Origin of the sequence: Pseudosporangium ferrugineum, assembly GCF_003002065.1 — a bacterium.
GTDB classification, from domain to species: Bacteria; Actinomycetota; Actinomycetes; order Mycobacteriales; family Micromonosporaceae; genus Actinoplanes; species Actinoplanes ferrugineus_A.
Genome location: NZ_PVZG01000001.1, coordinates 907413 through 926174 on the forward strand (window position 1 = coordinate 907413; position 18762 = coordinate 926174).

Below are 18762 nucleotides of genomic sequence, written 5' to 3' on the forward strand. Positions count from 1 at the left end.
AAAGTCCTCTCATCAGCTCGCCTTGAGCAGTCGGTCGAGCACACGCACGCCGAACTGTAGTCCTTCGACGGGGACACGCTCGTCGACGCCGTGGAACAAAGCCGAGAAGTTCAGGTCGGCGGGCAGTTTCAGGGGCGCGAACCCGAAGCAGCGGATGCCCAGCGTGGTGAAGGCCTTGGCGTCGGTGCCGCCGGAGAGCATGTACGGCACGGCGCGCGCGCCCGGGTCCTCGGCCCGCAGCGCGGCGCCCATGGCGTCGACGAGCGCGCCGTCGAAGCCGGTCTCCAGGGCCGCCTGCTGCTGGAGGTGCTCGATCTCGATGTCCGGGCCGATCACGCCGCGCAGCTGCTCGAGGAAGAGCTCCGCCTGGCCGGGCAGCGTACGGCAGTCGATCGTGGCCGAGGCCTTGCCGGGGATGACGTTGTCCTTGTAGCCGGCCTCGAGCCGGGTCGGGTTGGCGGTGTTGCGCACGGTCGCGCCGATCAGGTTGGCGATCGGGCCCAGCTTGGCGATCGCCAGTTCGGGCTCGTCGGGGTCGAGTTCGATCCCGAGGGCCTCGGAGACCTGTTCCAGGAAGGAGCGCACGGTCGGGGTGATCACCATCGGGAACCGGTGCCGGCCGACGGCGGCCACGGCCTCGGCCAGCGCCGTCACCGCGTTGTCGTCGTGCACGAACGAGCCGTGGCCGGGCCGCCCCTTGGCGTGCAGGCGGAGCCAGTCGATGCCCTTCTCGGCGGTCTCGACCAGGTAGAGGCGCAGGTCGTCGTTGATCGTGTACGAGAACCCGCCGACCTCGCCGATCGCCTCGGTGCAGCCCTCGAACAGCCCGGCGTGCTCGCGGACGAGGTACTGGGAGCCGTACTCCATGCCCGCCTCCTCGTCCGCGGTGAACGCGAGGACGATGTCGCGGGGCGGGACGACGCCGGTGCGCTGCCAGTCGCGGACGACGGCGAGCATCATGGCGTCGAAGTCCTTCATGTCGATCGCGCCGCGGCCCCACAGGTAGCCGTCCTTCTCCTCGCCGGAGAACGGGTGCACCGACCATTCGCCGGCGTCGGCGGGGACGACGTCGAGGTGGCCGTGCACGAGCAGGGCGCCGCGGGAGCGGTCCCGGCCGGGGATGCGGGCGACGAGGTTGGCGCGCCGCGGCGCCGACTCGTGCAGTTCCACCTCGATGCCGACGTCGGTGAGCTGGGCGGCCACGTACTCGGCGGCGGCGCGCTCACCGACGGTGGTCCGGGGATCGCCGGTGTTGCTGGTGTCGATCCGGAGCAGGTCGCGGCAGATGCCCACGACCTCGTCGGCGGCGGTGACGGGTTCCATCCGCTCTTCTTACCAGCTCACCCCGGCACGCGTTTGGCGGGAGATCGGGTCCGGGTATGTCCCGGCCGTGTCCGTATCCCTGCCTCCGCTGCCGCCGGTCGGCGGCGAGACCACCGGCCCCAGCATCGCCGACGTGGTCGCCCGTGAACACCGCGAGCTGCTCGCCCTCTGCGAGGAGCTGACGGCCGACGGCACCGACGCCGGCCGCCGGGCGACGATCGCCCAGGTCGTCAGCGCCGCCCTGTCGCGGCACCTGTCCGCCGAGGAGCAGTACGTCTACCCCGCGGTGCGCGCCACCGTGCCCGACGGCGACCAGCTCGCCGACCGGGAGATCGCCGAGGACCGCGCGTTGCTGGAGGCGCTGCGGCTGCTGGAGGCCGCGGGCGACGACGATCGCGCGCGGCGGGCGGCCGACGTGCACCGCCGGCTGGTCCGGCACGCCGACGCGGCCGCGGGCGAGTTGATGCCGCTGCTCGTCCGGATGGTGTCGGCGGAGGAGATGATCCGGCTCGGCAACCGGGTGGAGCTGGCCGAGGAGGCGGCGCCGACGCGCCCGCATCCGGGTACGCCCGCGACCCCGCCGTGGAACAAGGTGGTCGATCCGGCGGTCGCCATCGTGGACAAACTTCGCGATGTGGTGGGGCGCCGGACCACGTACCCACGGGACCTCTGAATTCACTGATAGTGATAGATTAAGCACTAATCGTTCCGGTACGGCCGTACGGGTTAGCTAGTTCTGTCCTTTTGTTTAACCCGTTTGTCACATCTGGACGATCTTTGGATGGCCGAAGGTCTAGCCGATATCCCGCGAACGTCCTACCGTCACGCTATGAACCTGGAGCTGCGGCATCTCAAGGTGGTCTGTGCCATCGCGGAGACGGGCAGCGTCACGAAGGCGGCGTCGCAGCTCGGACTCGCCCAGCCGGCCCTGACCGCCCAGCTGCAACGGATCGAGCGGACGCTGGGCGGTCCGCTCTTCGAACGGGACCGGCGCGGTGCCCGGCCGACCGCCCTCGGCGAGCTCGTGCTCTCCCGCGCCCGGGTCCTGCTGCCGGCCATGAAGGGCCTGCAGGACGAGGCGGCCCGGCTCGCCGGCGCCGGCAGCGACACCACCATGAGCCGCTACCGGATCGGCTCGATCGGCGGCCCGATCATCGGCGGCATGGTGCACCGGCTCTCCGAGGACCAGCCGGACGCCCAGATCTCCACGCACGCGTCGTACTACGTGGAGGAGCTCGCCAACCAGGTGCTCGCGGGCAAGCTCGACTACGCCCAGGTGGGCGTGTGCGGCGACGCCATCCCGTCGGCCGAGTACGGCCTGGTCTGGCAGACCATCGCGATCGACGCGGTGTGCGTGCTGATGCCCGAGGACCACCGCGCGGCCAAGGGCACCGAGGTGGACCTGGCCGGCCTCGCCGACGAGCAGTGGGTGGCCGGCACCGGCGACGGCTGCTTCGCCGACTGCTTCGCCGCGTCCTGCGCCCGCTCCGGTTTCACGCCGCGGCGGATGCTGGAGACCGACATCCGGGGCTGCGTCGACATGGTCGAGTCCGGGCTGGCACTCGCGCTGTGCCAGCCGACCTTCCGGCCGCCGGCCGGCCTCACCCACCTGCCGATCCAGGGCGGCCCGCTGCGCTGGCGGCAGGTGCTGGGCTGGCACCCGGACAGCCCCGCCGCCCGGGTGGCGCCGCGGCTGCTCGGCATGGCCGCGGAGACGTACCAGGAGGTCGTCGCGCGCAACCCGGGCTATGTGGAGTGGCTGGCCGACTATCCGCAGCTGGGCGTCCAGCAACTGGCGACGGCGTGACGAGAGCCCCGGCACCGTGGCGCCGGGGCTCCCCGGTCAGGCGGCCGCCGGTGCGGGCGACTCCACCGTGAAGGTGAGCCGGCCGCCGTCCGCGTCGACCCGTACCGTGCGGCCCGGGGCGAGCTCGGCGTCGAGCAGCATCCGGGACAGCCGGTTGTCCAGTTCGCGCTGGATGGTGCGGCGCAACGGGCGGGCGCCGTACTCGGCCTGGAAGCCCAGCTCGGCCAGCCGGTCGACGGCCGCCGTGGTGACCTCCAGCGTGACGTCCTGGGCGTGCAGCCGGCGCCGGGTGTCGTCGAGCATCATCGACGTGATCTGCCGGAGCTGATCGGTCTCGAGCTGCCGGAACACGATGATCTCGTCGATCCGGTTGATGAACTCGGGCCGGAACTGCTCGCGCAGCCGCCGTTCGAGGCGGTCACGCAGCTCCTCGTCCGCCGACCGGGCGCCGCCGGTGCCGAAGCCGACCGTGCGCTTCGTGCCGCTGATGATCTCCGACCCGATGTTGCTGGTCATGATCAGGACGGTGTTGCGGAAGCTGACCGTCCGCCCCTGGCTGTCGGTGAGGCGCCCGTCGTCCAGCACCTGGAGCAGGATGTTGAACACGTCCGGGTGGGCCTTCTCGATCTCGTCCAGCAGCACCACCGAGTACGGCCGCCGCCGGACGGCCTCGGTGAGCTGGCCCGCCTCGTCGTAGCCGACGTACCCGGGAGGAGCGCCGACCAGCCGCGAGACGGTGTGCCGCTCCTGGAACTCGCTCATGTCGAGCCGGATCATCCGGTCGGCGTCGCCGAACAGCGCCCCGGCGAGCGAGCGGGCCAGCTCCGTCTTGCCGACGCCGGTCGGGCCGAGGAACAGGAAGCTGCCCACCGGCCGGTCCGGGTCGCCGAGACCCGCGCGGGACCGCCGGACCGCCTCGGCGACCGCGGCGACCGCGTCCTCCTGGCCGACCACCCGGTCGTGCAGGTGGGCCTCCAGGCGCAACAGCCGGTCGCGCTCCTCCTCGGTGAGCTGCGCGACGGGGATGCCGGTGGCCCGGGACACCACCTCGGCGACGTCGGCGGGGGTCACCTGCGGCACCCCGTCGCCACCCCCGGCGGCCTCCGCCGCCCGCTGCCGGACCTCGCTGATCTCGTCGCGCAGCCGGGAGGCCTTCTCGTAGTTCTCCGCCGCCACCGCCTGGTCGCGGTCGCGGGCGAGCTGCTCGAGGAGGCGCTCCCGCTCCCGGACGTCCGCGGCGGGGGTCTTCACGCGCAGGCGTACCCGGGCACCGGCCTGGTCGATCAGGTCGATGGCCTTGTCCGGCAGGAACCGGTCGGTGATGTAGCGGCTGGACAGCTCCGCCGCGGCGTCGAGCGCCTCGTCGGTGATGCGCACCTGGTGGTGCGCCTCGTAGTTGTCGCGCAGGCCGCGCAGGATGGCGACGGTGTCCTCGATGCCGGGCTCGCCGATCAGGACCGGCTGGAAGCGCCGGGCGAGGGCCGCGTCCTTCTCGATGTGGCGGCGGTACTCGTCCAGGGTGGTCGCACCGACCACCCGCATCCGGCCGCGCGCCAGGGCCGGCTTGAGCATGTTGCCGGCGTCCATGCCACCGCCCTCGCCGCCGCCTCCACCGGCGCCGACCAGGGTGTGGATCTCGTCGAGGAAGACGATCAGGCCGTCGCCGCGCTCCTGGATCTCGTCGATGACCTTGCGCAGGCGCTCCTCGAAGTCGCCGCGGTAGCGGGTGCCCGCGACCAGCCCGGCCAGGTCGAGCTGGATGACGCGTTTGCCGGCCAGCGTCTGCGGCACGTCGCCGTCGACGATGCGCTGGGCCAGGCCCTCGACCACGGCGGTCTTGCCGACGCCGGCCTCCCCGATCAGGACCGGGTTGTTCTTCGTACGCCGGGACAGCACCTCCACGGCCTGCTCGATCTCGTCGGCCCGGCCGATGACCGGGTCGATCTCGCCGCGGCGGGCCAGCTCGGTGAGGTCCACGCCGTACTCGTCGAGGGTGGGGGTGTCCGTGCCGCCGCCGCCCTGGCCACCGCCGGTCGGCGGCTCGCCCTGCTGCAGGGTGCGCGGGTCGACCCGGCCCGCGAGCAGCCGCCCGCCCGCCGAGTCGGGGTTGAGCCCGAGGGCCATCAGGATGTGCTCGGGGCCCACGTAGGACGCTCCGACCGCCCGCGAGATCTGCAGGCTGTCGAGCAGCGCGCGCTTGGCCGCCGGGGTCAGCGCGACGCGCTCCGGCAGCGGGCTGCCCGGCGTGCGGGCGGGAACGCCCAGCTCGGCCAGCAGCGCGTCCGGGTCGGCGCCGGCGCGGCGCACGAGCGCCTTCTGCGCGTCCTGCTGGAGGGCGCCCCAGAGCAGGTGGTCGGTGTCGAGGTCGGCGATCGCCGCGCCGGGCGGGGCGACCTCCGCGGCCCGCCGCGCCGAGTCCGACAGGACCTCGCGGGCGTCCGCGCTCATGAATCTGGTGATGTCGATCCGCTGGGCGGACCGGCGTGGCTCGGCCCCGAAGAAGCGGGCGAACAGGTCGTCCCAGTCGCCGGGGCCGGTCGGTCCGAGGGGTCCGATACTCATGCTCTTCTTCTTTCGTTCGACCTACGGCAGGCGGAACGCCACCGGGGGCGCGGGCGATTCCGGTGTGAGACGCTCCTTACATGCCTCTCCCCCTGCTCGTCGTGGACGCGGCCAACGTCGTCGGCTCCAGACCCGACGGTTGGTGGCGGGACCGTGCCGGTGCCACCGCGCGCCTGCGCGACGCGCTGCGGCCGCTGACCACCCAGGGACTCCCGGACCTGCCCGGGCCGGTCGAGATCGTCCTGGTCGTCGAGGGGCGCGCCCGCGACGTCGCGGCGGGTGAGGGCGTCCGCGTCGAGCGCGCCCCCGGCTCCGGCGACGACGCGATCGTGGCCGTGGTGGCGGCCGAGGGCACCGGCCGGCAGGTCGTGGTGGTGACCGCGGACCGGGGCCTGCGCGCCCGGGTGACCGCCCTCGGCGCCGAGGTCCGGGGCCCCACCAGCATCCCGCGCTGAAACGGGCACTCGGGCACGACCCCCGCATCGCGGACGACTAAGCTGGTCGTCACGCACCGGCTCCACTTCACCAGGAGGCTGCACCTGTGGCCAGCGTCGCCGAGGTCAGAGCGGCCGTGGACGCCGCACTCCAGCAGGTCACCGAGGGTCAGGCGGCCATCCAGGCGGCCCGGGAGAAGCTCGGCGAGGCCCAGCAGAGCCTGGCCGCCGCGCTGGACGGGTCCGCCAACGACGCGGTCGGTGCCGCCCACGCCTCCCTCGCCCAGGCCGACCAGCAGCTCGAGGAGTGCCTGGGGGCCACCCTGATGGCGGTCGAGCAGGCGCAGACCTACACGGCGACCCTCTGACGCGATGTCGCTGCTCGAGGAACTCGGCGCCCAGCTCCGGGCCACGTCGGAGGAGCTGCCCACCGGACCGGTGTCGGTGGCGATGGAGCGGCTGCGCAGCGCGTCCGAGCTGCTCAACTGGGTGCGGCAGAGCTCGGTGGACCCGATGGGCGTGCCGCAGCTGGGCAACGCCGTCGAGCACGCCGAGCACGCCGCCGCCGCGCTGCGCCTCGCCCAGGACGCCATCGCGTCGTACCTGGCCGCGATCGGTCTCGCCGGCGCCGGCGGCGCGCCGCCCGACACCGACTACAAGGCCGGGCTCCAACCGCCGGACCGGACCGCCGGGCCGGAGGCGCAGCAGCCGCCGCCCGAGCAGCTCGGCCCGTGGTGGCAGGAGCGGGTCGCCGCGCTGACCGGCGAGGCGCCGCCCCCGCCGCAGGAGAACGGCGCCGACCGCTCCGGCGACACCGCCGAGCTGCTGCGCCGGGTCGCCGCCGGGGTCCGCTCCGGCGACCGCGCCCAGCTCGGCCGCGACCTGCACCGGGTGAACGCCGCGACCGGCCTGGGCCTGTCCGCGGCGAGCACCCCGGTGCTGCACCGGCTCGCCGGCGACCTGCTCGGCCACGAGCCGCGGCCGGAGGACCTCGAGCGGCTGCGCACGGCCGCCACCGGCCGGGTCCGTTCCCTGCTGCCCGGCACCTCGCCGGCGGTGGTCGACACGCTGCTCGCCCGCATCTGCCGCGCCCCGGCGAAGGCCGAGACCCCCGCGCACCCGGCCGATTCCGCGGTCACCGCCAGCGTGCTGACCGGCGTCCTGCTGGCCCGCCTCGGCCGCGACCCGGACACCCTGCACCCGGACGCGCCGGAGCCCCTACCGCCCCGTGGTGCCGATGCCTGACTCGACCGCCCAGCAGGTTCTGGAGGTCCGGGCCGCGCTGTCGCACGCCCTCGGCGTGGCCACCGACGCCCTCCGGGCCGCCCGGGACGAGCTCGACGCGGCGACCACCCGGCGCTCCCGGATCGTCGCCGCCGCCCGCGAGCGCCGCAAGCGCCTCGCCCACGAGCGGGACAAGCGGCTGCGCCAGATCGACGAGTTCCACGAGCGGGACCTGGCCGAGCTGGCCGGGGCCGCGGCGGAGACGGCGCGGCTCGCCGCACCGGGCGCGGCCGGGCTCGGCTGGCCACGGTGGCGTGCGACCCCGGCCGGCACCCCGGTGCCCGCTCCCGAGCTGCGGGTGGGGCGGTTGCTGCTGCCGTACGACGGGGAGGTGCCCGCGCTCGTGCCGTTGCTCGACCGGGGGCACGTGGTGGTCCGCGGCGACGAGCGGACCGGCGACGACGTGGTGGCCGGGCTGCTGCTGCGCGCGCTGGGCGGCGCCGAGCCGGGCCGGATCACGCTGACCGGGTACGACCCCGAGCAGCTCGGCGGCGGGCTGGCCGGTTTCGCCCCGCTCGCCCCGGCCGGGGTGCTGCAGTTCGTCGGCCCGGGCGGCCTGGGCCCCCTGCTGGACGAGCTCGTCGACCACGTGCGCCGGATCAACGAGACCGTGCTGGCCGGCGAGCACTCGTCGCTGCGCGAGCTGGCCGCCGCGACCGGGCGCCGTCCGGAGCCGTGGCGGGTGGCGATCCTGCTCGGCGCCGGCCGCCCCGACGAGCTGTCCCGGCACGAGCGGGGCCAGCTCGACCGGCTGCTGCGCACGGGGGCGGCGTGCGGCGTGCACCTGATCGTGCGGGGGCTGCCGGTGCCGGCCGGTCCGGGCATCGAGATCGTGAACGCGGTGCCGGGCGACGAGGCGCGCGTCAGCGGCACCGGCGACCTGCCCGTACGCCTGGACCCGGGGCCGCCGCCGGCGATCATCACGGCGACCTGCCGGCAGATCGCGGACGCGGTGGCGGCCGGCCCGGCGCCGGTGGCCCTGGACAGCCTGCTGCCGGAGCGTGAATGGCAGGAGAGCTCCGCCCGGGCGCTGACCGCCCCGCTCGGCGACAGCCCGCAGGGCGCCCCGGTGCACGTGACCCTCTCCGACTATCCGCCGCACGCCCTCATCGCGGGGCCCTCCGGCACCGGCAAGACCAACCTCATCTACGCGTGGATGGGGGCGCTCGCCGCCCGCTACTCCCCCGCCGAGCTGGCCTTCTACCTGCTCGACTTCAAGGAGGGCGTGTCCTTCGCCCGGTTCGCGCCGGGCCGCCGGGACCCGAGCTGGCTGCCGCACGTGCGCCTGGTCGGCCTCAACGTCAACACCGACCGCGAGTTCGGCCTGGCCCTGCTCCGGTTCCTCGGCGCGGAGCTGCGCAGCCGGGCGGACGCCGCCAAGCGGCACGAGGTGACCAACCTGGCGGAGCTGCGCGCCGAGGACCCGGAGGGCTCCTGGCCCCGGATCGTGGCGGTCGTCGACGAGTTCCAGGTGCTGCTGTCCGGCCGCGACGCCGTCGCCGCCGAGGCCGTCGACCTGCTCGAGGACCTGGCCCGCCGGGGCCGGTCGCAGGGCATCCACCTGGTGCTGGCCAGCCAGGACGTCTCCGGCATCGAGGCGCTCTGGGGCCGCCCGGCGCTGGTCGCCCAGTTCTCGCTGCGCATCGCCCTGCCCCGGGCCCGCCGGGTGCTCGCCGAGACCAACACGGCCGCCGACGTGCTGCCGCGATACCACGCCGTGGTCAACGCCGACTCCGGCGCGACCGAGGCGAACCGGGTGGTCCGGGTGCCCGACGCGGGCAACCGGGAGCGGTGGAGCGACCTGCAGCACCGGCTCTGGCGGCGGCGCCCGCAGGAGCTGCCGCCGCCCCGGCTCTTCGACGGCGACGCGATCCCGCGCCTGGACGACAGCCCCGACTTCCGGGGGTACGCGCCGGCCGCGACGGTCGCCGCGCCCGAGGTGCTGCTCGGCGAGACCATCGACGTCGAGGCCCGGTCCGCGCGCACGGTGCTGCGCCGGGCCCCGGGCCGCAACATCGCGGTGATGGGCCAGCGCGTCGACGAGGCGTGCGCGGTGCTGCACACCGCTGCCCGATCGCTGGCCGCGCAGTTCACCCCGGGCGCCGCCCAGTTCCGCGTCGCGTGCCTGGACAGCGACGCTGCCGCCGCGGTCGAGGCGCTGCGGGGCGTCCTGCCGCCGGAGACCGGCTATTTCGACGGGGACACGGTCGAGATCCTGCTGGAGGACGCGGCCGACCGGGCTGCCGCGGGCTCGGCCGAGGACCGGCCGCTCTTCCTCTTCCTGTACGCGGTGGACGCCGCCCCGGGCCGCGCGAACGACCTGCTGCGGCGCATCCTGCGGCAGGGCCCCGAACGGCGGATCCACGTGATCGGCTGGTGGCGCGGGGCGTCGCTGCTGCGCGACACGCTGGGCGGGCAGGGCACGCGGACCGACGTCATCGGCGCCTGGGTCGCGCTGGACGTGCACGGCAGCGAACTGTCGCCGTACTACCCGGGTCACGGCGCGCCGGTCTGGTATCCGCGGCCGTGGCGTGCCCTGCACTTCGACCGCTCGGTCCACCGTGGCGCCGAGGTGATCATCCCCTATGGACCATCATGACGGCACCTGAGAGCGACGGCGTGCTCGAGCGCCGCACGCCCGACTACCGCGGCGTGATCCGCAAGCTGACCAACCTCGACGAGGAGGCGGCTGCCCACCGCGCCGAGGCCCGGACCTGGCACGACACCCGGGCCGCGGAGGCGGACGAGGCGGTCCGCACGGCCGACGACCGGGTACGCCGCGCCGAGACGGCGGTCCGGCAGGCGCAGCGCGAGCTGGAGGAGATCGACGCGCGGGTGGCCGGCGTCTGGGCGGAATTCTCGCACCGGGCCGGCCGGGCCGCGGAACGCTTCGGCCCCGCGCTGGAGCCGGCGGTGCCCCGCCAGCGGGACAGGGACGCGGAGGCGTACCTGGAGGAGGCGACCGCGGCCGCCGCGCGCAAGACCCCGCCGAAGCCGCTGAAGGGCGCCACCCTGCTCTACGTGGGCATCGGCGCCCTCGGCGGCGCGGTCGGGCTGGCGGCCTGGTCGCTGCTGCGCTGGGCGGGCCGCGAGGGCGGCGGCGACCTGGCCGTCGGGCTGCCGGTCGTGGCGCTCGTGGTGGCGCTGCTCGGGCCGATCCTGGCGGTGGTGACGGCCAAGCGGGTGGCGGACCGCAGCGGCACGCCGCTGGACGCCTCGTCGGTGTCCACGGTGCTGATCGCGGCGCTGATCACCGCCGGGCTGATCCTCGTGATGGTCCGCAACAACGCCGCCGCCGCGGGCGGCTGACCCTCAGGCGGGGGTCAGCACCGCCTCGCGGAGCAGGCGGCGGGCCAGGACCAGCCGGTCCGCGTCGTCGTCGAGGCCGGGCAGGTCGCCCACCCGGTGGGTGCGCCCGTCCAGCGCCGCCCGGACGGCGGCCGCGCAGAAGGACGGGAAGCGCAGCGTACGCCCGGAGAGCCGCAGCACCACGTGCGACGGACCGTCGTCGCGCAGGTCCCAGCGGAGCCCGCCGCGGACGGCGACGCGGTCGTCCGGGGTGAGGTTCTCGGCGTACGCGAGCTGGGCGAGGGGGCGGACCGGTGCCGGGCGCGCGGCGGGCCAGGAGCGGGCCCGGAGGCGTTCGGCGACGTCGGCCGGGTCGGCGGTCTGCAGCCAGTCCCGCAGCGCCGCCACCGTCGCGGCCAGCTCCGGCTCGACCTCGGCGGGGTCGGCCACGTCCAGGCCGTACGGCAGGGTGGCGCGCAGGCGCTGGTCCGCGGCGGCGAGGCCGAGCAGCTCCTCGACCAGGGCGTACCGGGTCAGCGAGCGGATCCCGAAGGTCAGGTGCAGCGACCGCTCCCCCTGCGCCTCGGCCGAGTGCAGCCACCCGCGCGGCAGGTAGAGCGCGTCGCCCGGGGCGAGCACTACGTCGAGCGCGGCGGGGCCCTCGGCGACGGCACCGACCTCGTCGGCCCGGCCGCCCCAGGCCTGGCGTTCGAGCGGCTCGGGCAGCACCGGCTCGTGGATGCGCCAGCGCTTGGTCCCGTCCACCTGGAGGACGAACACGTCGTGGGTGTCGTAGTGGGTGGCGAAGCCCTTGTTGCCGGCCGGCGTCAGGTACGCGTTCACCTGCAGCGGCCGGCGCAGCTCGGCGCCGAGGCGGCCGGCGTACCGGATCAGCGGTGGCCAGAGGCGGTGCAGGCCCTGGAGCACGAGGGTCGCGCCGTCCGCGTACAGCTGGAGGATCTTGTCGTCGACGACCTGGTCGCCGATCTCCGCGCCGGCGCCGCCGGAGCCGGTGAAGCGCGCCGCGGGCAGGACGGTGCCGCGGTCGGCGACGCGCAGGAACGGCGTCCGCAGCCCGCGCTCGGAGAGCAGCTCGTCGACGGCGTCCGGGGAGAGCAGGTCGAGGAAGCCGTCCGGGCCGGCCAGCTCGTCGGCGCGGGTGAGCAGCGGCTGCCTCCCCCAGTACGCCTCGGCGAACTTGGCCGGGTCGGCGGCGATCACCCGGGACAGGGCCGGACGGTCGTCGGTGCCGTCCGGCGTCGGGTGCGTCATCGCGCGGGTCCTCAGGAGGCGCTGCCGTCGGCGCCACCGTCGTGGCCGCCCGGGTTCGCGCCGCCGTCCGCCGGGCCCTCGCCCGACGCGCCACCGTCGGCACCGCCGTCGACGCCACCCGGGTTCGCGCCGCCGTCCGCCGGACCCTCACCCGACGCCGCGCCGTCCGCACCGCCGTCGTGGCCGGCCGGGTTCGCGCCGCCGTCCGCCGGGCCCTCGCCCGCGCCGCCGTCCGCGCCGCCGTCGTGACCGGCGGGGTTCGCGCCGCCGTCGGCCACGCCCTCGCCCGAGACGCCGCTGCCGCCGGTGATGTCGTCGTCGTTGAGTCGCATGATCGTTTCCCTCCGTTGGTGGAGTTCCCGCGGTACCCCGTTTCGATCACCCCTAACCGGGGGAGAACCCGGGGTGTGCTGGTGATGGGTACCTCGGGCTGGCAGTACCGGGACTGGCGTCCTCCGAAGGGCGGCGACGACAGCCGGCCGTACCTGTATCCCGAGGGTCTTCCGCAGCGGCTCTGGCTGGAGCGGTTCGCCGGGGCCTTCGCCACCGTCGAGATCAACAACGCCTTCTACCGGCTGCCGGAACGCGACACCTTCGCCCGGTGGCGGGCGCGAACCCCCGACGACTTCTGCTTCGCGGTGAAGATGAGCCGCTATCTGACCCACATCAAGCGGCTCAAGGAGCCGGCCGAGCCGGTGGCCCGGTTCCTGAGCCGCGCCGACGCCCTCGGCGACAAGCTGGGCCCGGTGCTGATCCAGCTGCCGCCCACGCTCAAGGTGGACGTCGCGGCGCTGGACGAGACGCTCTCGCTGTTCCCGCGGGAGGTGCGGGTCGCGGTCGAGCCGCGGCACGACAGCTGGTGGACCGACGACGTCCGCGAGGTGCTCGAGCGGCACAACGCGGCGCTGTCCTGGGCGGACCGCAAGGGGCGCCCGATGACCCCGCTGTGGCTCACCGCGGACTTCGCCTACCTGCGGATGCACGAGGGGCGGGCCCAGCCTTGGCCGCACTACGGGCGCGCGTCGCTGGCGTCGTGGCTGGAGCGGCTGCCCGCCGTACGGACGTATGTGTATTTCAACAACGATCCCGGCGGCGCGGCCGTCACCGACGCCACCGCCATGGCCGCGATGGCCCGCCGCCGCGGGTGCCCGGTCACCCGCACGCCGTAGGGTGGGCGGGATGCGCGTCGAGCTGAACGGCCGGGAGCCGGGCATCGCCGAGCTGCACCGGCTGGTCGAGCTGAACTACGGCCACTACACGGCCTTCCAGGTGCGCGACGGCGGCGTCCGGGGCCTCGCGCTGCACCTGGCCCGGCTCGCCGACGGCGCCGAGGAACTGTTCGGGCACCGCATCGGCGTCGAGGAGGAGCACCGCCTGCTCGGGCTGGTGCGGCACGCGCTGGGCCGGGTCCGCGACGCCTCCGTGCGGGTGACGTTCGTCCCCGGCCCCGGCGGCGACGGCCCGCCCGACGTCCTCGTGTCGGTGGCCGACCCGGTGCCGGACCCGCCGGGCCCGCCGCTGCGGATCCAGACCGTCACCTACGAGCGCGACCTGCCCGAGCACAAGCACCGCGGCACGTTCATGCTCGACCACCACGTCCGCGAGGCCCGGCTGGCCGGCTTCGACGACCGCCTGTTCGTGGGGCGCGACGGCCGGATCCGCGAGGGTACGGCCTGGAATCTCGCAGTCTGGGACGGCGACCAGGTGCTGTGGCCGCAGGCGCCGGTCCTGCGCGGGGTGACCATGGTGCTGCTGCAGATCGCGATGACCATGAACGGCGCGCCGTGGGGGCTGCGCCCGGTGAGCGCCGCGGACCTGACCGCCTTCCCGGGCGCGGCGGCGGTCAGCGCGGACGGCGTACGCGGCATCGCCAGCCTCGACGAGGTGCCGTGCACGGACAACCGGCTGGTCAAGATGCTCGCCGAGACGTGGGCCGAAGTGCCCCTCGACGAGCTCTAGATCTAGAGCAACTCCATCAGGGTTGCCGCGTTGCGCTGGGCGTAGTCCGAGTAGCAGTTGTTCATGAAGACCTGGGTCCGGCCGGCCTCGTCCGCCAGCGCGCGCAGTTTCGGTGCCCATTCCTTCAGCTCGGCGCGGGAGTAGTCGTAGCCGAACTTCTCGTGGATGTCCTTGCTGGTCCACTTGTCGCTGTGGCCGTGGAAGCGGACCACGGCCAGGTCGGCGGTCGCGGCGACCACCGGCGGCACCGAGGATCTGTGGCCCTGCGGCATGTCCACGCACACCAGCGGCAGCTCGTTCCTGCGCAGGAAGTCCAGCGTCTCCCCGGCGTTGTCGCCGTCGAACCAGGAGGCGTTGCGGAACTCGAACACCGGGCGCAGCGGCTTGCAGCGGGCCGCGACCTCGCGCAGGTAGTCCTTGTTCGACCGGCGGATGCCCCACCACGGCGGGAACTGGAACAGCAGCGCCCCGAGCTTGCCCGCCGCCACCAGCGGGTCCAGGGCGGACAGGAAACGGGTCCAGATCTCCTCGTACGACTGCGCCGGAAGGTCGTCCGGGTACACGTTCTTCTTGCCGGTCTCGGGGCGCAGATCCTTGTAGATCGCCGAGACCCTGGTCGGGTGGCCGGTCAGCAGGCTGAACGCCTTGATGTTGAAGGTGAAGCCGTCCGGCGTACGCTCCGCCCACAGTTTCGTGGTCTGCTCGGCCGGCGGCCCGTAGTAGGTGGCGTCGACCTCGACCACCGGGAACTGCTTCGCGTAGTACGCCAGGCGCTTCTCGGGGTTGTCGGCCGTCGCCGGATACCACCCCGACTCCAGCAGCGTCCGGTCCGTCCACGACGCCGTGCCCACCTGGATCTCGCCCATCAGGTCAAGTTAGCCCCGATGTGACCGGTCCGCCGCCCGGGTGCGGACGGCGGACCGGTGCGACGTCGTGGTCAGCCCGCGCGGCGCTCGCGGTTGGCCTTGCAGTGCACGCAGGTGGTCGCCGACGGGAACACCTCGAGCCGCTCCACCGGGATCGGGTTCGAGCAGTTCTCGCAGTTGCCGTACGTGCCCTCGTCGAGGCGCTGCATGGCGATCTCCGCCTGCGTGCGCCGGTCGAGCAGGGTCCGGAGCAGCGACGTGGCCGCGTCGCGCTCGGCGGTCTTGGATCCGCTGTCCGCCTGGTCGTCGCCGGCGGCGTCGCCGATCTCCACCAGCCTGAGCCGCTGGTTCTCGGCCACTGCCTCCTCGTACTCGGCGTTCAGATCGTCGAACCGGGCCTGCAGCAGCGTCCGGATCTGGTCGACCTCCTGCGTCGAACGCCCCTTGGCGGTGTCGGCACCTTTACCCGTGATGACCGCACTGTTGACGAGCATGTGCTCCCCCTGCCCTTCCCTCTGCCCCTGCCGGTGGACTCCCCCGAGACGGCCCGTGTCGCACCGTGGGGTCGCCTGATACCCACCGCCGAAGATCGGAAACCCGACCCCCGCCAAAAAAGTAACCGCAGCATAACTGTCAGTGCTCGCTACCGCCACGGACTGCGCGAACCTGCTTTCGCGTCGCAGGTCACAGGGGGTGTGAACGGGGATTCACTCACGATCGAGGACCATGGCCGGGCGCCTCGGGTCGTCCAGCCGCACCACGACGTCGGCGAATGCGGCGGGGTCGACCTCGGCGCCGTACCGCGCGAAGGCGGGCAGGGTCCAGCGCTCCTCCGGGCCGGTGCGCCGGGCCAGCGCGGCCGGCGACAGTGCGAGGTGGACCGAGAGATCGAACGGCAGGCCGGCGCCGAGCAGCAGGGGGCCGCTCACGATCACCACGGCGTCGGGCGCGAGGGTGACGTACGGCTCCCGGGCGGCCCGGTCGGCCGCGGCGTCCCAGAGCCGGGTGACGATCCGCCCGTTCCCGCCGGGACCGGCCGGGTCGAGGACCTCGCGGCGCAGCCCGGCCTCGTCGACCCAGCCGGCGTAGAACGAGTCGGGGTTGGTGCGCCCGAACTCCAGGCGCAGCGAGGCGGGACGCAGGAAGTCGGCGGCGGACACGTGCACCGCCGGGCGGCCCCGGACCCGCAGCGGGTCGACGAGGGCGCCGGCGAGGTCACCGGGGCGGACGGCGGGCGGGCCGTCGACGGCCACCCGCAGCCGCTCGGCCGGCCGCAGCCCGGCGAGCCGGTCGGCCAGCTCCTCGATCAGGACCTCGGTCGAGACGGGACGCACGCGCACCCGCCGAAGCCTAGCCCGCGGTCAGTCGTGCGGCAGGACCACGATCCGGGCCTCGTCGGAGAGCCGGTAGCCGACCCCGTAGACCGTCGTGATCAGCGGCAGGTGCGAGCCCATCTTGACGCGCAGCCGGCGGACGTGGACGTCGACCGTACGCTCGCCGGTGTGCTCGTAGCCCCAGACCGCGTTGAGCAGCTGGGTGCGGCTGAACACCCGGCGGGGGTGCTCGGCCAGGAACAGCAGCAGATCGAACTCGAGGCGGGTCAGCGGCAGCAGGACGCCGTCGAGCAGGACCTGGCGCGACGCGGTGAGCAGGCGCACCTCGACCGTGCCCTCGCGCACCGGCTCCGGCGCGATCGGGTCCGCCAGGCCCGCGGGCGATTCCACCGCGACCGAGCCCTGCCCCGCCTCGACGAGCTCACGCAGCGCCTCGAGCAGCCGGTGCGCCTGCGGCGGCAGGGTGTCGCCGGTGAGCGGGATGTTGAGCGTCACCGTCAGGGCGGCGGCCGGCGGCGGTGGGGCCGCGGCGGTGCGCCGGATCGCGGCCACCCGGCCCGACCCCGTCGCATGTCGTCCCGTACGCCCCGGCAGGGCGGTGACCGGCATGAAGCCTCCCGCGTCAAAGAATGGAAACGCCGCGCACGACAAGAGCCGCCCGGTATGACGAGCCCCGTATGACAACGGTCATCGAATTAATGCACGCTTAAACCGCGGTCGATATTTCCGGTGCGCCGCCCGATGGGTCAAGACGGCAACCACACTGTGGGAATCTCGTTCCATAACTGGCCGATGCAGCGTGTTTTCCCGCACAGACAATGCGATTACTGTCACGGTCGTTATCGGCGGGCATCCGTTTCTTGCAGTTCTGAATAAACGGGCAGGCGCCACCCCGGCACCGACGGCCAGCGCACCGTCAGGACCACCGTCTCCACGTCGCCGGCCCGCCAGGAATGATCATGGCCGGGCCCCCAGACCACGTAGTCGCCCGGCTCGCGCAGCACCACCGTGCGGTCCCGCAGCTCGATGTCGAACGCGCCCCTGATCAGCACCAGCAGCGCCGTACGGGTCTCCCGGACGGCCCACGCGGCACGGCGGTCGCCGGGCGGGTGCACCCCCCACTTCACCTCGACGGCGTCGCTGTGCAGCAGCGAGCCCGGAGGCATGAAATGGCCGAGCAACCACCCCTGGTTGCGCACCCCGTCCGCGCCGGCACGGCCCACGTAGACCCCGTCGGTCACCGCCACCCCCTCCTGGAATGCAGGGCAGATTAGCACCGTACGCTGGCCGACATGGCCGCGGAATTGGACGCCGAAACGATCGCGTTCGCGCACCGGATGTTCGACCTCGCCCGCTCCGGCGGCACCGCCGAGCTCACCGGCTTCCTGGCGCAGGGGCTCACCCCCGACCTGACCAACGACAAGGGCGACACGCTGCTGATCCTGGCGGCGTACCACAACCATCCCGCGGTGGTCGCCGCGCTGCTGGCCCACGGCGCCGACCCCGCGCGGGTCAACGACCGGGGCCAGACGGCCCTCGCCGCGGCCGTGTTCCGCAGGAGCGCCGAGTCGGTGGAGGCCCTGCTCGCCGCCGGCGCGGATCCGGACGGCGGCGCGCCGAGCGCCCGCGAGACGGCCGCGTTCTTCGCCCTCCCCGAGATGACCGAGCTACTCCTGCGAGGCGCCTGACATGACCCTCGCCGGAGAGATGGCGGCGGTCGCCGCGGAACTGCTGGCCGGGTGCCCGGAGGCCGGGGCCGGCTTCGACGACCCGCAGCGGCACTGGATCGAATACCGGCCCCGGCCGCGCCCGGGCGTGTCGCTGGCCGGCCTGGCACCCGGGCCCCGCAAGATCGTGCACCGGCTGCTCGCCACCGGGCTGAGCCCGGCCGCGTTCGCGCAGGCCATGGCCGTACTCGCGCTCGAAGAGGTGCTGGACCGGCGCGAGGGCGGCCACCGCGGCCGGCACAGCGAGGACTACCGGGTGATCGTCTTCGGCACGCCCGGCGGCGACGCGTGGGCGTGGCGCTTCGAGGGCCACCACCTGTCGGTCAGCATGACGATCGCCGGCCGCCGGGTCTCCCCCGCGCCGGTGTTCCTCGGCGCGAACCCGGCGCGGGTGGACGCCCTGGGCCGGCCCGTGCTGCGCCCGCTGGGCGCCGAGGAGGACCTCGGGCGCGAGCTGCTGCTCTCGCTGTCGACGGGGGCCCGCCGCATTGCGGTCGTGGGGGACGTGGCGCCGTACGATATCCGCACCGGGACCCATCCGCGCAGCGCGACCATCGCACCGGCCGGCATCGCCCGGGCGGACCTGAGGCCCGGCGAGCGTGCGCTGCTCGACCAGCTGGTGGCGCTCTACCTGGGGCGGCTGCCGGACGAGCTGGCGGCGCAGCTGGATCCCGCGGGCGGCGAGCTGCACTTCGCGTGGGAGGGGCCGCCGCAGCCCGGCACCCGGCACTACTACCGCGTCCAGGGCCCGGATCTGCTCATCGAGTTCGACAACACCACCGACGACGGGAACCACGCGCACACGGTGCTGCGGCGCCCGCACGGGGAATTCGGCGGCGACCTCCTGGCCGCCCACCACGCGGGGCCGTCCCACACTGCCTGACCGCCCCGGCCGGGACCGCGGCG

At 74.3% G+C, this 18762-nt stretch carries 20 protein-coding genes; 11 read left to right on the forward strand and 9 right to left on the reverse strand.

Features of this window, described 5'->3' with window-relative positions; translation table 11 throughout:
* Nucleotides 1–12: 12 nt before the first annotated feature.
* Nucleotides 13–1323 (reverse strand): M20/M25/M40 family metallo-hydrolase, encoded by a 1311-nt coding sequence (locus tag CLV70_RS03945; protein WP_106124895.1) that lies wholly within the window; start codon nucleotides 1321–1323, stop codon nucleotides 13–15.
* Nucleotides 1324–1390: 67 nt separating this feature from the next.
* Between CLV70_RS03945 and CLV70_RS03950 the strand changes: the two genes are divergently transcribed.
* Together CLV70_RS03950 and CLV70_RS03955 are read left to right on the forward strand one after the other, a co-directional pair.
* Nucleotides 1391–1996, forward strand: coding sequence for a hemerythrin domain-containing protein (locus tag CLV70_RS03950; protein WP_106124896.1), 606 nt, complete (start codon nucleotides 1391–1393; stop codon nucleotides 1994–1996).
* 156 nt (nucleotides 1997–2152) lie between these two features.
* Nucleotides 2153–3130: a LysR family transcriptional regulator gene (locus CLV70_RS03955; protein WP_106124897.1), complete on the forward strand. Its 978-nt coding sequence runs from the start codon at nucleotides 2153–2155 to the stop codon at nucleotides 3128–3130.
* A gap of 36 nt (nucleotides 3131–3166) precedes the next feature.
* On the opposite strand, the gene CLV70_RS03960 is transcribed toward CLV70_RS03955, so the two are convergent.
* Nucleotides 3167–5692: an ATP-dependent Clp protease ATP-binding subunit gene (locus CLV70_RS03960; RefSeq protein WP_106124898.1), complete on the reverse strand. Its 2526-nt coding sequence runs from the start codon at nucleotides 5690–5692 to the stop codon at nucleotides 3167–3169.
* Between the two features lie 80 nt (nucleotides 5693–5772).
* Between CLV70_RS03960 and CLV70_RS03965 the strand changes: the two genes are divergently transcribed.
* The 5 genes from CLV70_RS03965 to CLV70_RS03985 all read left to right on the forward strand — a co-directional run bounded on the left by CLV70_RS03965 (nucleotide 5773) and on the right by CLV70_RS03985 (nucleotide 10719).
* Nucleotides 5773–6147 (forward strand): hypothetical protein, encoded by a 375-nt coding sequence (locus CLV70_RS03965; RefSeq protein WP_106124899.1) that lies wholly within the window; start codon nucleotides 5773–5775, stop codon nucleotides 6145–6147.
* 86 nt (nucleotides 6148–6233) lie between these two features.
* A complete protein-coding gene (locus CLV70_RS03970) occupies nucleotides 6234–6494 on the forward strand; it encodes a hypothetical protein (protein WP_106124900.1) in 261 nt (86 codons plus the stop codon).
* A gap of 4 nt (nucleotides 6495–6498) precedes the next feature.
* A complete protein-coding gene (locus CLV70_RS03975) occupies nucleotides 6499–7371 on the forward strand; it encodes a hypothetical protein (protein WP_106124901.1) in 873 nt (290 codons plus the stop codon).
* Nucleotides 7364–10009, forward strand: a complete 2646-nt coding sequence (locus CLV70_RS03980; RefSeq protein ID WP_106125043.1) for an FtsK/SpoIIIE domain-containing protein — start codon at nucleotides 7364–7366, stop codon at nucleotides 10007–10009. Before CLV70_RS03975 ends, CLV70_RS03980 begins: the two co-directional genes overlap by 8 nt.
* Complete coding sequence (locus CLV70_RS03985) at nucleotides 10006–10719, forward strand: hypothetical protein (RefSeq protein ID WP_106124902.1); 714 nt, start codon at nucleotides 10006–10008, stop codon at nucleotides 10717–10719. Before CLV70_RS03980 ends, CLV70_RS03985 begins: the two co-directional genes overlap by 4 nt.
* Before the next feature lie 3 nt (nucleotides 10720–10722).
* Here the strand turns inward: CLV70_RS03985 and CLV70_RS03990 are convergent, their stop codons facing one another.
* Both CLV70_RS03990 and CLV70_RS03995 read right to left on the reverse strand, forming a co-directional pair.
* Entirely contained in the window at nucleotides 10723–11970 is a 1248-nt protein-coding gene (locus CLV70_RS03990) for a cupin domain-containing protein (RefSeq protein ID WP_106124903.1), read from the reverse strand.
* An 11-nt stretch (nucleotides 11971–11981) separates the two neighbouring features.
* The gene (locus CLV70_RS03995) at nucleotides 11982–12302 is read right to left on the reverse strand and encodes a BatC protein (RefSeq protein WP_106124904.1); all 321 of its coding nucleotides are present in this window, start codon (nucleotides 12300–12302) and stop codon (nucleotides 11982–11984) included.
* A gap of 84 nt (nucleotides 12303–12386) precedes the next feature.
* Here CLV70_RS03995 and CLV70_RS04000 point away from each other — a divergent pair, with 84 nt between their 5' ends.
* Nucleotides 12387–13139: a DUF72 domain-containing protein gene (locus tag CLV70_RS04000; RefSeq protein ID WP_170148571.1), complete on the forward strand. Its 753-nt coding sequence runs from the start codon at nucleotides 12387–12389 to the stop codon at nucleotides 13137–13139.
* 10 nt (nucleotides 13140–13149) lie between these two features.
* Nucleotides 13150–13929 carry an aminotransferase class IV gene (locus CLV70_RS04005; protein WP_158277696.1) on the forward strand — a complete coding sequence of 260 codons (780 nt, stop codon included), beginning with the start codon at nucleotides 13150–13152 and terminating at the stop codon, nucleotides 13927–13929.
* Between the two features lie 2 nt (nucleotides 13930–13931).
* Here CLV70_RS04005 and CLV70_RS04010 read toward each other — a convergent pair whose 3' ends face one another.
* The 5 genes from CLV70_RS04010 to CLV70_RS04030 form a co-directional block, all read right to left on the reverse strand.
* Nucleotides 13932–14795 (reverse strand): DUF72 domain-containing protein, encoded by an 864-nt coding sequence (locus CLV70_RS04010; RefSeq protein ID WP_106124907.1) that lies wholly within the window; start codon nucleotides 14793–14795, stop codon nucleotides 13932–13934.
* Between the two features lie 71 nt (nucleotides 14796–14866).
* The gene (locus CLV70_RS04015; RefSeq protein ID WP_106124908.1) at nucleotides 14867–15289 is read right to left on the reverse strand and encodes a TraR/DksA family transcriptional regulator; all 423 of its coding nucleotides are present in this window, start codon (nucleotides 15287–15289) and stop codon (nucleotides 14867–14869) included.
* Between the two features lie 213 nt (nucleotides 15290–15502).
* Entirely contained in the window at nucleotides 15503–16135 is a 633-nt protein-coding gene (locus CLV70_RS04020) for a nucleoside/nucleotide kinase family protein (protein WP_106124909.1), read from the reverse strand.
* A 21-nt stretch (nucleotides 16136–16156) separates the two neighbouring features.
* A complete protein-coding gene (locus tag CLV70_RS04025; protein ID WP_106124910.1) occupies nucleotides 16157–16738 on the reverse strand; it encodes a winged helix-turn-helix domain-containing protein in 582 nt (193 codons plus the stop codon).
* A gap of 230 nt (nucleotides 16739–16968) precedes the next feature.
* Entirely contained in the window at nucleotides 16969–17370 is a 402-nt protein-coding gene (locus CLV70_RS04030) for a cupin domain-containing protein (protein ID WP_106125044.1), read from the reverse strand.
* 51 nt (nucleotides 17371–17421) lie between these two features.
* On the opposite strand from CLV70_RS04030, the gene CLV70_RS04035 reads away from it, so the two are divergent.
* Together CLV70_RS04035 and CLV70_RS04040 are read left to right on the forward strand one after the other, a co-directional pair.
* On the forward strand, nucleotides 17422–17817 hold the full coding sequence (locus CLV70_RS04035) for an ankyrin repeat domain-containing protein (RefSeq protein WP_106124911.1): 396 nt from the start codon (nucleotides 17422–17424) through the stop codon (nucleotides 17815–17817).
* A gap of 1 nt (nucleotide 17818) precedes the next feature.
* The gene (locus CLV70_RS04040) at nucleotides 17819–18739 is read left to right on the forward strand and encodes a DUF3500 domain-containing protein (protein WP_106124912.1); all 921 of its coding nucleotides are present in this window, start codon (nucleotides 17819–17821) and stop codon (nucleotides 18737–18739) included.
* Nucleotides 18740–18762: the final 23 nt, after the last annotated feature.